Genomic DNA, 11999 nt, shown 5'->3' on the forward strand with positions numbered 1-11999 from the left:
GTGGATCTGGAACTAGACGAAGAGACCCTGGCGTTTGCGGCCGAGGTGCGGGACTTCTTGTCGGCCAACGCCGATTCCATCCCGACGAAGTCCTACGACAACGCCGAGGGCTTTGCCCAGCACCGGCAGTGGGACCGCGTTCTGTTCGACGCCGGGCTGTCGGTGATCACCTGGCCCAAGAAATACGGGGGCCGCGACGCGCCGCTGCTGCACTGGGTGGTGTTCGAAGAGGAGTACTTTCGCGCCGGTGCCCCGGGACGCGCCAGCGCCAACGGCACCTCGATGCTGGCGCCGACGCTGTTCGCACACGGCACCGAAGAGCAGCTGGACCGCATCCTGCCGAAAATGGCCAGCGGCGAACAGATCTGGGCTCAGGCGTGGTCGGAGCCGGAATCCGGCAGCGACCTGGCCTCGCTGCGATCCACCGCGACCCAAACCGACGGCGGTTGGCTGCTGAACGGGCAGAAGATCTGGAGTTCCCGCGCGCCGTTCGCGGAAATGGGCTTCGGGCTGTTTCGGTCGGACCCGGCGGCCGAGCGGCACAACGGCCTGACGTACTTCATGTTCGACCTGAAGGCCAAGGGCGTCACCGTACGCCCCATCGTCCAGCTGGGCGGCGACACCGGCTTCGGCGAGATCTTCCTCGACGACGTGTTCGTCCCCGACCACGACGTCATCGGCACCCCGAACGAGGGCTGGCGGGCGGCCATGAGCACCTCGAGCAACGAACGCGGCATGTCCCTGCGCAGCCCGGCCCGTTTCCTGGCGACCGCCGAGCGGCTGGTGCAGCTCTGGAAGGACAGCGGCTCTCCCCCGGCCTTCGCCGACCGCGTCGCCGATGGCTGGATCAAGGCCCAGGCCTACCGGCTGCAAACCTTCGGCACGGTGACCAGGCTGACCGACGGCGGTGAGCTGGGCGCCGAATCGTCGGTGACCAAGGTGTTCTGGTCGGACCTCGACGTGGAGCTGCACCAGACCGCACTCGACGTGCTCGCCGCCGACGGCGAGCTCGCCGGCAATTGGACCGATGGCCTGCTGTTCGCGCTGGGCGGCCCGATCTACGCCGGCACCAACGAGATTCAGCGCAACATCATCTCGGAGCGGCTGCTGGGCCTGCCCCGCGAGAAGTCCGGGGGCAAGAAGTGAAATTTGCGCTAGACGAACAGCAGCGCGACTTCGCGGCCAGCATCGACGCCGCCCTGGGCGCGGCCGACTTGCCCGGCGTGATCCGCGCGTGGTCGGCGGGCGATACCGCGCCCGGCCGCAAGGTGTGGGGCCAGCTGGCCGACCTGGGTGTCACCGCGCTGGCGGTCCCCGAGAAGTTCGACGGCATCGAGGCCCATCCGGTCGACCTGGTGGTCGCGCTCGAACGCCTGGGACGGTGGTGTGTGCCCGGACCGGTGGCCGAATCCATCGCCGTGGCACCGGTTTTGCTCGCCTCTGACGATCAGGCCGAGCGCTGCGCCGCCCTGGCCTCCGGTGAGCTGGTCGCCACCGTCGCGCTGCCGCCGCACACCCCCCGCGCGGTGGACGCCGGCACGGCCGGGCTGGTGCTGGTGGCAACCGACGAGGGCGTCGCCGAAGCGACGCCGGGTGACCGGCACGAGTCGGTCGATCCGAGCCGGCCCCTCTACGACGTGACCCCAACCGGCCGGGCGTGGCAGGCGGATCTTCGGCGCGCCTACGAGTTCGGGGCGCTGGCCACCGCCGCACAGTTGGTCGGCGCCGCCGAGGCGCTGCTGCGCGACACCGTCGACTACGCCAAGCAGCGGTCGCAATTCGGCCGGGTGATCGGTTCCTATCAGGCGATCAAGCACAAGCTCGCCGACGTGCACATCGCGATCGAGCTGGCCCGCCCGCTGCTGTATGGCGCGGCCTTATCACTCGAGCCCCGCGACGTCAGCGCCGCCAAGGCGGCGGCGTCCGAGGCGGGCCTGCTGGCCGCGCGGTCGGCGCTGCAGACCCACGGCGCGATCGGGTTCACCCAGGAACACGACCTGTCGCTTTGGTTGCTGCGGGTGCAAGCATTGCGTTCGGCCTGGGGTACGCCCGAGGCGCATCGGCGGCGAGTGCTGGAGGCGCTATGACGATGACAGAAGAACGGGAGATGCTGCGGGAGACCGTCGCGACCCTGGTGGCCAAGCACGCGAACCCGGCGGCGGTGCGCGCGGCGATGGAGTCCGACCGCGGCTACGACGAGTCGCTGTGGCACCTGCTCTGTGAGCAGGTGGGCGCCGCCGCGCTGGTCATCCCCGAGGAGCTGGGTGGGGCGGGCGGCGAACTAGCCGATGCCGCAACGGTTTTGCAGGAGCTGGGCCGGGCGCTGGTGCCTTCGCCACTGCTGGGCACGACGCTGGCGGAGCTGGCCCTGTTGGCCGCGCCCGAGCCCGACGCCGAGACGCTGGGCCGTCTCGCCGAGGGCACCTCGATCGGCGCGCTGGTGCTCGACGCCGACTATGTGGTCAACGGCGATATCGCCGACGTCGTAGTCGCCCTCGACGATGGCCAGTTGAGCCGGTGGACCCGATTCGACACGCAGCCCGTGACCCCCATGGACCCGACTCGGCGGCTCGCGCGGCTCGAGGCCGAGGCGACCGAACCGATCGGAACCGACCCCGGCATCACCCACAGCGCGGCCATCCTGCTGGCCGCCGAGCAGATCGGCGCCGCCGAACGCTGCCTGGAGCTCACCGTCGAATACGCCAAGAACAGAGTGCAATTCGGCCGTCCGATCGGCAGTTTCCAGGCCCTCAAACACCGGATGGCCGATTTGTACGTCGCGATAGCCGCGGCAAAGGCCGTCGTTGCGGACGCTTGCAACGAGCCCACCCCGACCAACGCGGCCACCGCGCGCCTCGCCGCGACCGAGGCGCTGTGCACCGCCGCCGCCGAGAGCATCCAGCTGCACGGCGGGATCGCGATCACCTGGGAACACGACATGCACCTGTATTTCAAACGCGCCCACGGCAGCGCGCATCTGCTCAGCACACCGCAAGAACTGCTCGCACGACTGGAAGCCGAGGTGCTCGAGACGTCGTGAACGACCACGTCGCGCTGCGCGCCGCCATCCCGCCCTTCTATGTGATGGACGCGTGGCTGGCCGCGGCCGAGCGCCAGCGCAGCCACGGCGACCTGGTGAACCTGTCGGCCGGCCAGCCAAGCGTGGGAGCGCCGGAGCCGGTGCGCGCGGCCGCGGCCGCCGCGCTGCACCTCAACGAGCTCGGTTACACCGTGACGCTGGGAACCCCCGAGCTGCGCGCGGCGATAGCGGCGGATTACCAACGCCAGCACGGGCTTCGGGTGGAACCCGACGACGTGGTGGTCACCACCGGTTCTTCCGGCGGATTCCTGCTCGCGTTTCTGGCGTGCTTCGACGCCGGTGACCGGGTGGCGCTGGCCAGTCCTGGCTACCCGTGCTACCGAAACATCTTGTCCGCGTTGGGATGCGAGGTGGTCGAAATCCCCTGCGGACCGCAGACCCGCTTCCAGCCCACCGTGCAGATGCTCGCCGAACTCGACCCGCCGCCCCAGGGCGTGATCGTCGCCAGCCCGGCCAATCCCACCGGAACCGTGATAGCGCCGTCCGAGTTGGCCGCCATCGCGTCGTGGTGCGAGAAGTCCGGGGTGCGACTGATCAGTGATGAGGTTTACCACGGCCTGGTTTACGAGGGCGCGCCGCAGACCAGTTGCGCCTGGCAGACATCACGAGATGCCGTGGTGGTCAACAGCTTTTCGAAATACTGGGCGATGACGGGTTGGCGGCTGGGCTGGATGCTGGTGCCACCGGCGCTGCTGCGAGCGGTGGACCGCCTGACCGGCAACTTCACCATCTGCCCGCCGGTGCTGTCGCAACTCGCCGGGGTGGCGGCCTTCACCCCCGAGGCGATCGCCGAAGCCGACGGCAACCTGCACCACTACGCGACCAACCGCACGCTGCTGCTCGATGGGCTGCGCCAGATCGGCATCGACCGCCTCGCGCCCACCGACGGCGCGTTCTACGTCTACGCCGACGTGTCGGACCGCACCAACGACTCGATCGCGTTCTGCTCGAAACTGTTGGACGACACCGGGGTTGCCATCGCGCCGGGGATCGATTTCGACACCACGCACGGCAACTCATTCGTCCGGTTGTCGTTCGCCGGGCCGACCGGCGACATCGAAGAGGCGCTGCGACGGATCGGCCCCTGGCTTTAGGCGTCCAGGATCTTGTCCAGTCGAGCCTCGAGGGCACCGCGGTCGCCGACGTCGGACACGTTGATGCCGAACCGCCCGCTGAGGGTGTCGACCACCGCCGCCGCGTCGTCCAGGCGGATCTTCTCGCTGGCGTCGGCGCGATGGATGGCCAGGTTCCTACCGGCCAGGTTCAGTCGGGCGTCGTCGGTCACGCGCGCGGCCGTCAGACCGGTGACGAAGTGCGACGAGGGATGCGTCGAGACGAACCAGCTGCCCACTTGCAGGTCGACGTCCGGCGCGGTCCGGGTGCTGAACTCGTAGAGCGGTTGCCACTCGCCGCGGACCTGGGCCTGCAAGACCAGGCCATCGCCGCGGTCCTCCAGCCGGTAGGGCTCGTGCGTCGTCTGCTGCACGCTGCCGGTCTCGATGCGCAGTGGCGAGGTGGGTGTCTGGCCTCCGAAACCCACGTCGACGAGGTACGAAGCGTGGGAGCCGGGGAACGTCACCGCCAACACGGTGTGTGTCTGCGGCGGTGACGGCGCGTCGAGCGGCCGCATCCACACCACCCGGCCGGCCAGGCGCCGCACGCGGAAGCCCAGCTCGGTCAGCACGTAGCCCATCAGGCCGTTCTGCTCGTAGCAGTAGCCACCCCGGCCCCGCCGAACCAGCTTGCCGGCGAGGGCGCCCGGGCTCAGGTCGTCGACAGCCACACCCAGCAGCGGATCGAGGTTTTCGAATGGAATCGCTTTGGTGTGCGCGCTCACCAAGGCCTGCAATACGTCGAGGTTGGGCGCCGCGGCGCCGCCATAACCGATGCGATCGAAATACTCGCCCAGCTTCAGCGTCATACGGCCATTCTGCTGCCAACGCCATCGGCAGGCGTGCGACGGCCGGTAGCGGGTATGCCGTCCCTAGCCCCAAGCCTTGGTCCGAAGGAGGAACCCGTGGCCGACGTCGACCTCTATCTCGATCCCGTCTGTCCGTTCTCTTGGGTGACAGCGCGCTGGCTGCGTGACGCCGCGCAATCGACGCACACCCCGGTCGCCCTGCGGCAGATGAGCCTGGCGGTGCTGAACGAGGGCCAGGACACCGACGCCAAACAGCAACGCATGATGGAGCGGTCGACACGGCTGGGCCGCCTGTTCGCGGCGGCCGTCGCCGAGCGAGGACCGGACGCGTTCGCGGGCCTCTACGACTCGATCGGCCGCCGGATCCATGTGCGGCAGGAGGACCTCACCGCAGCAGGAATCCGGGAAGCCCTCTCCGAGAACGGCCTCGAGGAGAGGCTCGCCGAAGCCGTCGACGACAGCGGCTTCGACGAAACGGTCAAGCGGGCGCACCAAGCCAGCCAAGACGCCTTGGGCGACGAGGCCGGCAGCCCGATCATCGCGATCGACGGCCACGCGTTCTCCGGCCCCGTCCTGACCCGAACACCGAACACGCAGGACGGTATTCGCTTGCTGGAGGCAGTGCTCACCATGGCCGGCATTCCGGAATTCGCCGAGCTGCAACGCCCCCATCAGGGCCCGCCGACCATCGACGCCTGAGCGCTACCGACGCGCGTCGTCGGCTAACTCCTCCGGCCCTGGCCCGCGACCGGGTGAACGAAGGTTGCCGAAAGAGACACCGGCGAGGTTCTGAGCGCTTAACCTTGAGCTCGCCTGTCACTATTTCGCGGAGGGTTGAGCGCCAGCAAATGCCTGAAGAGCCCCATTCCGACAATGTCGCACCGGTACCGAGCGGCATCGCCGCGGAGCTGGCGGCCGCGGGGTTCGAGGACGCGCGCCAGGTGGCCCGCGGCGGAGCGGGCGTCATCTACTGCTGCTATGAGACCGCGCTCGGGCGAAGCGTTGCGGTGAAGGTGCTGCCGTCCCACATCGACGAAGACAGCAGAGAACGGTTCCTGCGCGAGGGCTACGCGATGGGCGGGCTATCCGGCCATCCGAACATCGTCAACATCCTGCGGGTCGGCGTGACCCCGAGCGGCAAGCCCTACATCGTGATGCCCTATCACTCGGCGGACTCGCTGGCGGTCCGGCTGCGCCGGGAAGGGCCGGTCGCCTGGCCCGAGGCGTTGCACATCGGCGTAAAGCTCTGCGGCGCACTGGAAACCGCGCACCGGACCGGGACCCTGCACCGCGATATCAAGCCGGCCAACATCCTCCTCAATGACTACGGCGAGCCGCAACTAAGCGATTTCGGCATCGCCCACATCGAAGGTGGCTATGAGACCGCGACCGGGTTCTTCTCCGGGACGATCGATTTCACCGCGCCGGAGGTCATGACGGGCAACCCGGCGACGATCGCGTCCGACATGTATTCGCTTGGCGCCACGCTGTATGCGCTCATCGCGGGCAACGCCGCGCACGAGCGCAAGAAGGGCGAGGACCTGATCGCGCAGTATCTGCGCATCAGCACCACCGGGATCCCGGACATGCGGCCCGACGGCATCCCGGACGCGGTGTGCTCGGCGATCGAGAGGGCGATGTCGATCGACCCCGCCGAGCGGCCCGCCTCGGCCGAGGAGTTCGGCCGCGAGCTACAGGGCGCCCAGCGCCGCAACGGGCTGAAACCCGACGCGATGGCGATCACCGGACGCCCCTCGGCCGTGGCGGCGGATGCCCCGTATGCCGAGCCGGTCCCGCCCGGCGGCCACAGCGAGGTGGCGCACCCGCCCCTCCCCAACACGTCGAGCATGCCCGCACCGACGCGTGGGCCGAGAGGGCACGACGACCCGACCTCCGCGATCAGCGCCCCGCTCGGGCTCGAACATGCGCTGGAAACGGCGGCCCTTCCGCAGTCGGCGCCCGCTGAGCTGGCGAGCTTGCTGCGTGGCGGGCAGGCGCCGGCGACGCAACCGAAGGTGCGGCAACCCAACGCCGCCCCGCCGTCGGGCCGAAACGGCGGCGCCCAGGGCCCGCCGCGCGGCCCCAGGGACCGGGCCGCCGCATGGTTCGCGGAGCCGGGGAAGAAGCGGAACCGCATCGCGCTGGTGGCCGGAGCGGTCGCCGCGGTCGTGCTGTTGGTCATCGGCGGCGTCTTTCTCGCGCTTTCGCCGGACAACAAGGCCGGGTCTAAAGGGGCGTCCGGCCAGCCGACCGCGCAGCCGCCCATGCAATGGAAACCGATCACCAACGCGCGCATTTCGCGGGACGCGGCGGCCACCACGCAGGCCGACGGAACCATCTGGATCTTCGGCGGCATCCGCAGCGACGGCGGCCTGACCGGACTGCAGGAGGGCTACGACCCCGTCATCGACAGCTGGAAGGTCGGCGACGACCTGCCCGTCCCCGTTTCGCACGCGATGGCGGTCACCTGGCAGGGCAACCCGGTGGTGCTCGGCGGCTGGAAGTCCGAGGGCGGTAAAAACGTTGCGAGCGACCAGGTTTGGCGCGTCATCAACAGCCGCTGGGTCGAGCTTCCGCACCTGTTGCAGCCCCGGGCGGCCGCGGCCGCGGCCGTGGTCGGCGACCGGCTGGTCGTCACCGCGGGAGTCGACGCAAGCGGCGCGCTGCTGAACACGACCGAGGTGTTCGATGGCAACACCTGGACCCTCGGCGCGCCCATCCCGACGCCGCGTCAGATGCTGGCCGCGGCCTCGGACGGGAAGCTGCTGTACACCGTGGGCGGCGCCAGCGGCTCCACCGACCTGGCGACGGTCGAGGCGTACGACCCGGCCGCGAAGACGTGGACGCCGTTGCCCGCCCTGAGCCAGCCGCGCAGCGACCTCGGCGTGGCGATCGTCGACGGGCGCCTGGTCGCGGTGGGCGGCGTGTCGGCCGGCCAACTTCTCAAGAGCGTCTCCGCCTTCGACCTGATGACGAAGGCCTGGTCCGCGCTGCCCGACATGACCACCGCGCGGCACGGGATGGCCGTCGACGCGGTGGAGAAGTCCGTGTACGCGATCGGCGGGTCGACCGCCGTCGGCGACGGCCAGCTGACGTCGTCGGCCGAGGCGCTGAAGCTGCCGGCCCGCCGGATCCAGCCGGCGTCGCAGTGGCGGTCGCTGCCGGACGCGCCGACTCCCCGGCTGATGACGGCATGGGCCGTGGTCAACGACAAGATCTGGATCGTGGGCGGCCTGCGCAACGGCGTCGCGCTGCAGACCGTTGAGAGCTACGACCCGCAGACCGGCGCCTGGCAAACCGGGCCACCCCTGCCCATCCCGCTGCATCACGCGGCGGCGGCGGCCTACCGCGGCGAGGTGGTGGTGCTGGGCGGTGCCAGCGATCAGCTGGCCAACGCATCCGACAAGGTGTTCGCGCTGCGCGGCGGCAATTGGGTTGAGCTGCCGCATCTGACGCACGCGCGTGCGGCGCCGGCGGCGGCGGTGGTGGGTGACAAGCTCGTCGCGGTGGGTGGCCAGAACGCCAAACAGGTCGTCCCCCAGACCGAGGTCTTCGACGGCAATTCGTGGAACGACGCCGCCGACATGCCGACGCCGCGCGAACATCTGGCCGCGGTGTCGGACGGCACCTACGTGTACGCGATCGGCGGTAGGTTCCTTTCCGCCGACAAGAACTCCGCGGCGAACGAGCGGTTCGATCCGCAATCGGGCAACTGGACCAAGCTGGTGGGCATGCCGACCCCGCGCGGGAGCTACGGCGCGACCTACATCGACGGCCGCATCGTGGTCGTCGGCGGTGAGGAACCGACGATGGTGCTGAACGTCGTCGAGATGTACGACATCGCCGACGCGAAGTGGAGCACCCTGCCGCCGATGCCGACCGCGCGCCACGCCGAGGTGGTGGCGACGGTCGGGAACACCGTCTACTGCATCGGCGGCGCGAACCGGCCGACCCACGAGGGCCCGATCGCGACCGTGGAGGCGCTGGACTTCATGTAGTGACGGTCTCCGCTCCCGCGGTCTCATGATTTCGGCGTCCACGGCGGCCGGGTAGAGGCCAAGGTCACCAGCCAGAGCCGCCGATCCCTGCCCATTGTTTTACTTGCGCCAGATACGGGGATTCCACTACGAGCCGGCGTCTCGCGCCAGGCGCAAACCCGACCTGATGGGAGCCCATGATGAATAGCAGCGCTATCTGGATCGTGGTCGCCGCCGCGGCGGTATTGGTGATTCTCGTTGCCCTCGTCGCACTGAGCAGAATGCGGCACCGCCGGCGGCAGCGGCAGGCCGAAGAGATCCGCGAACAGGCCAAGCTGGAGACGGCAAAGGTCGAGCGGCGCGAAGCCCTCGCTCAGGAAACGGCCGCCAAGGCCCGCGCCGCGCAGGCCGAGGCGGAGGCCAAGGCGGCCGAAGCCGCCCGGCTGCAGGAGCGAGCGGCCAACCATCAGAGCGAGGTCGCGGCGTCGCGCGAACAACTGCAGGAGCAGTTCAAACGGGCCGATGAACTGCACCCGGAGGCCGCCGCGAAGCCAGCGGGTGAGCACGACGATCCCAACGCGGTGCGGTCCCCGGAGTCGCACGAGCCGACGACCGACGCCGAGGCCGTCGGGCACGAGACCTACCGGGGGACGCCCTAGAGCCAGGTGTCCTGGGTGGTGGCGGTGAGAAACGCCTCGAGGTCGTCGCGCCACTGCGCCGGTGTCGTTTTGTCCGGTTCTATCCCGGTGTACTCCCCGCGATAGAACAGCAGCGGCCGCGGCTTGATCTTGGGTGCCTCCGACAACGACTGAACCGCGCCGAACACGACGAAATGGTCGCCACCGTCGTGCACGGATGCCACCGTGCAGTCGATGTAGGCCAGCGACCCGTCGATGACCGGCGAGCCGAGTTCCGAGGCGTGCCAGTCGATCCCGGCGAACTTGTCGGGCTCCTTCGAGCCGAAGCGCGCGGAAACGTGCTTCTGCTTCTCGGTCAGCACGTTGACGCAGAACCGGCCGCTGGCCTCGATGGCCTGCCAGGATCGCGACACCTTGGTCGGGCAGAACAACACCAGCGGCGGGTCAAGCGACAGCGCGGCGAAAGACTGGCAGGCGAAGCCGACCGGGACCTCGTCATGCACCGTGGTGATGATGGTGATGCCGGTGCAGAACTGCCCCAGCACCTGCCGGAAGGCCCGCGGATCGATCGGCGCAGACATGATTATCCGCGGGCGCCGACCGTGAAGTCGTGGCCCCACAGGCTGACGGCCGTGCTTTCCCGGGCGACCCAGTCGTTATCCTCGACTTGCCTTCCCTCGCAGCCGAATTCGATGTCGAACCCACCGGGTGTCTTCATGTAGAAGGACAGCATCAGGTCGTTGACGTGCCGACCAAGCGTGGCCGACATGGGCACCTTCCGGCGCAACGCACGGTCCAGGCAGAGCCCGACGTCGTCGGAGTTCTCGACCTCCATCATCAGGTGCACGATGCCGCTCGGCGTCGGCAGCGGCAGGAAGGCCAGGCTGTGGTGGCGCGGGTTGCAGCCGAAGAACCGCAGCCAGGCGGGCGCGCCGTCGGCCGGCCGACCGACCAACTGGGGCGGCATCCGCATGGAGTCGCGCAGCTTGAAGCCGAGCACGTCCCGGTAGAAGTGCAGGGCCTCGTCGTCATCGCGCGTGGACAACACCACGTGGCCCAAGCCCTGCTCGCCGGTGACGAACTTGTGCCCGTACGGGCTGACCACGCGGCGGTGCTCCAGCGCGACCCCGTGGAAGACCTCCAGGCAGTTGCCGGACGGGTCGGCGAACCGGATCATCTCGACGACGCGGCGATCCGCCAGCTCGGCGGCGGTGGCCTCCTTGTAGGGCACGCCCTCGACATCGAGCCGGTTCCGGATCTCTTGCAGCCCTTCCGCATTGGCACATTCCCAGCCCGCCTCCATGAGGTGGTCGCGCTCGCCGGGCACGATCACCAGCCGGGCCGGGAAGTCGTCCATGCGCAGGTACAGCGCCCCCTCGGTGTTGCCTTTGCCCTCGACCATGCCGAGCACCTTCAGGCCGTAGTCGCGCCAGGCCGCCATGTCGGTGGCCTCGATGCGCAGATAACCCAGCGAACGGATGCTCATCACGCACCTCCCAGGAAATCGACGGTCAACTTGTTGAACTCGTCGAACTTCTCCACCTGCGCCCAGTGCCCACATTGCCCGAAAACGTGGAGCTGCGCACGCGGAATGGTCTTCAGCGCGACGAGCGCGCCGTCGAGCGGGTTGACCCGGTCCTCGCGGCCCCAGATCAACAGCACGGGCTGGCGCAGCCGGTGCACCTCGCGCCACATCATGCCGAGCTCGAAATCGGCCCCCGCGAACGACATTCCCATCGCCCGGGTGGCGGTCAGCGATTCCGGCGTGCTGGCCAGCGCGAACCGCTCGTCGATCAGCTCAGGCGTGATCAGCTTCTGGTCGTAGACCATGACCCGCAGGAACGCCTCGAGGTTCTCCCGGGTGGGTTCGACCGAGAACTTGCCCAGTCGTTTGACGCCCTCGGTCGGGTCGGGGGCGAACAGGTTGATGCTCAGCCCGCCGGGCCCCATCAACACCAACCGCCCGGCCCGGTCGGGATAGTCGAGGGCGAACCGGACCGCGGTGCCCCCGCCCAGCGAATTGCCCACCAGCGGAACACGTCCCAGGCCGATTTGGTCGAAGAGCCCCTTGAGCGCCCGCGCGGCATAGTGGTTGAACTGCCCGTGTTCGGCGCGCTTGTCGGACAGCCCGTAGCCGGGCTGATCGACGGCCAGCACGTGAAATCGCTGCGCCAGCACCGGAATGTTGCGCGAGAAGTTCGTCCAGCTGGCAGCGCCGGGACCCCCGCCGTGCAGCAGCACCACGGTCTGGTCGTTGCCGACCCCGGCCTCGTGATAATGCAGCTTCAGCGGGCCGTCGACATCGACTTCGGCGAAGCGCGAGGTCGACTCGAACGTCAACTCCCCCGTTGTGGCCGTCACGG

General features: G+C 69.1%; 11 protein-coding genes. 7 read left to right on the forward strand and 4 right to left on the reverse strand.

What is annotated here, in order from left to right; genetic code table 11:
- The 4 genes from A5750_RS17910 to A5750_RS17925 are packed head-to-tail and all read left to right on the forward strand — an operon-like array spanning nucleotide 1 to nucleotide 4194.
- Nucleotides 1-1146 (forward strand): acyl-CoA dehydrogenase family protein, encoded by a 1146-nt coding sequence (locus tag A5750_RS17910; RefSeq protein ID WP_067264602.1) that lies wholly within the window; start codon nucleotides 1-3, stop codon nucleotides 1144-1146.
- On the forward strand, nucleotides 1143-2087 hold the full coding sequence (locus tag A5750_RS17915; protein ID WP_066955342.1) for an acyl-CoA dehydrogenase family protein: 945 nt from the start codon (nucleotides 1143-1145) through the stop codon (nucleotides 2085-2087). Before A5750_RS17910 ends, A5750_RS17915 begins: the two co-directional genes overlap by 4 nt.
- A complete protein-coding gene (locus A5750_RS17920) occupies nucleotides 2084-3040 on the forward strand; it encodes an acyl-CoA dehydrogenase family protein (protein ID WP_156664355.1) in 957 nt (318 codons plus the stop codon). Before A5750_RS17915 ends, A5750_RS17920 begins: the two co-directional genes overlap by 4 nt.
- Entirely contained in the window at nucleotides 3037-4194 is a 1158-nt protein-coding gene (locus tag A5750_RS17925) for a pyridoxal phosphate-dependent aminotransferase (RefSeq protein ID WP_067264605.1), read from the forward strand. Before A5750_RS17920 ends, A5750_RS17925 begins: the two co-directional genes overlap by 4 nt.
- Here A5750_RS17925 and A5750_RS17930 read toward each other — a convergent pair.
- The gene (locus tag A5750_RS17930; protein ID WP_066955350.1) at nucleotides 4191-5021 is read right to left on the reverse strand and encodes an arylamine N-acetyltransferase; all 831 of its coding nucleotides are present in this window, start codon (nucleotides 5019-5021) and stop codon (nucleotides 4191-4193) included. The two genes, A5750_RS17925 and A5750_RS17930, sit on opposite strands and share 4 nt — an antisense overlap.
- A 96-nt stretch (nucleotides 5022-5117) precedes the next feature.
- Here A5750_RS17930 and A5750_RS17935 point away from each other — a divergent pair, with 96 nt between their 5' ends.
- The 3 genes from A5750_RS17935 to A5750_RS17945 all read left to right on the forward strand — a co-directional run bounded on the left by A5750_RS17935 (nucleotide 5118) and on the right by A5750_RS17945 (nucleotide 9657).
- Nucleotides 5118-5720: a DsbA family protein gene (locus tag A5750_RS17935; RefSeq protein ID WP_066955353.1), complete on the forward strand. Its 603-nt coding sequence runs from the start codon at nucleotides 5118-5120 to the stop codon at nucleotides 5718-5720.
- A 149-nt stretch (nucleotides 5721-5869) separates the two neighbouring features.
- Entirely contained in the window at nucleotides 5870-9019 is a 3150-nt protein-coding gene (locus tag A5750_RS17940; RefSeq protein WP_067264608.1) for a serine/threonine-protein kinase, read from the forward strand.
- 179 nt (nucleotides 9020-9198) lie between these two features.
- Nucleotides 9199-9657, forward strand: coding sequence for a hypothetical protein (locus tag A5750_RS17945; RefSeq protein WP_231989241.1), 459 nt, complete (start codon nucleotides 9199-9201; stop codon nucleotides 9655-9657).
- Here A5750_RS17945 and hsaB read toward each other — a convergent pair.
- Genes hsaB through hsaD form a run of 3 tightly spaced genes read right to left on the reverse strand, consistent with a single transcriptional unit; the run spans nucleotide 9654 to nucleotide 11997 of the window.
- On the reverse strand, nucleotides 9654-10217 hold the full coding sequence (hsaB, locus tag A5750_RS17950; protein WP_066955361.1) for a 3-hydroxy-9,10-secoandrosta-1,3,5(10)-triene-9,17-dione monooxygenase reductase subunit: 564 nt from the start codon (nucleotides 10215-10217) through the stop codon (nucleotides 9654-9656). The genes A5750_RS17945 and hsaB overlap by 4 nt on opposite strands.
- Nucleotides 10218-10219: 2 nt before the next feature.
- Entirely contained in the window at nucleotides 10220-11122 is a 903-nt protein-coding gene (gene hsaC, locus A5750_RS17955; protein WP_066955365.1) for an iron-dependent extradiol dioxygenase HsaC, read from the reverse strand.
- Nucleotides 11122-11997 carry a 4,5:9,10-diseco-3-hydroxy-5,9,17-trioxoandrosta-1(10),2-diene-4-oate hydrolase gene (gene hsaD, locus A5750_RS17960; RefSeq protein ID WP_067264612.1) on the reverse strand — a complete coding sequence of 292 codons (876 nt, stop codon included), beginning with the start codon at nucleotides 11995-11997 and terminating at the stop codon, nucleotides 11122-11124. Before hsaD ends, hsaC begins: the two co-directional genes overlap by 1 nt.
- Nucleotides 11998-11999: the final 2 nt, after the last annotated feature.

It is taken from the genome of Mycobacterium sp. 852002-51613_SCH5001154 (assembly GCF_001667425.1).
Classification (GTDB): domain Bacteria; phylum Actinomycetota; class Actinomycetes; order Mycobacteriales; family Mycobacteriaceae; genus Mycobacterium.

Excerpts from the sequence above, each read along its gene's own strand:
- A5750_RS17920 (WP_156664355.1), top strand. The coding sequence starts at position 2,084 with ATGACGATGACAGAAGAACGGGAGATGCTGCGGGAGACCGTCGCGACC.
- A5750_RS17930 (WP_066955350.1), bottom strand. The coding sequence starts at position 5,021 with ATGACGCTGAAGCTGGGCGAGTATTTCGATCGCATCGGTTATGGCGGC.
- A5750_RS17940 (WP_067264608.1), top strand. The coding sequence starts at position 5,870 with ATGCCTGAAGAGCCCCATTCCGACAATGTCGCACCGGTACCGAGCGGC.
- A5750_RS17945 (WP_231989241.1), top strand. The coding sequence starts at position 9,199 with ATGAATAGCAGCGCTATCTGGATCGTGGTCGCCGCCGCGGCGGTATTG.
- hsaB (WP_066955361.1), bottom strand. The coding sequence starts at position 10,217 with ATGTCTGCGCCGATCGATCCGCGGGCCTTCCGGCAGGTGCTGGGGCAG.
- hsaC (WP_066955365.1), bottom strand. The coding sequence starts at position 11,122 with ATGAGCATCCGTTCGCTGGGTTATCTGCGCATCGAGGCCACCGACATG.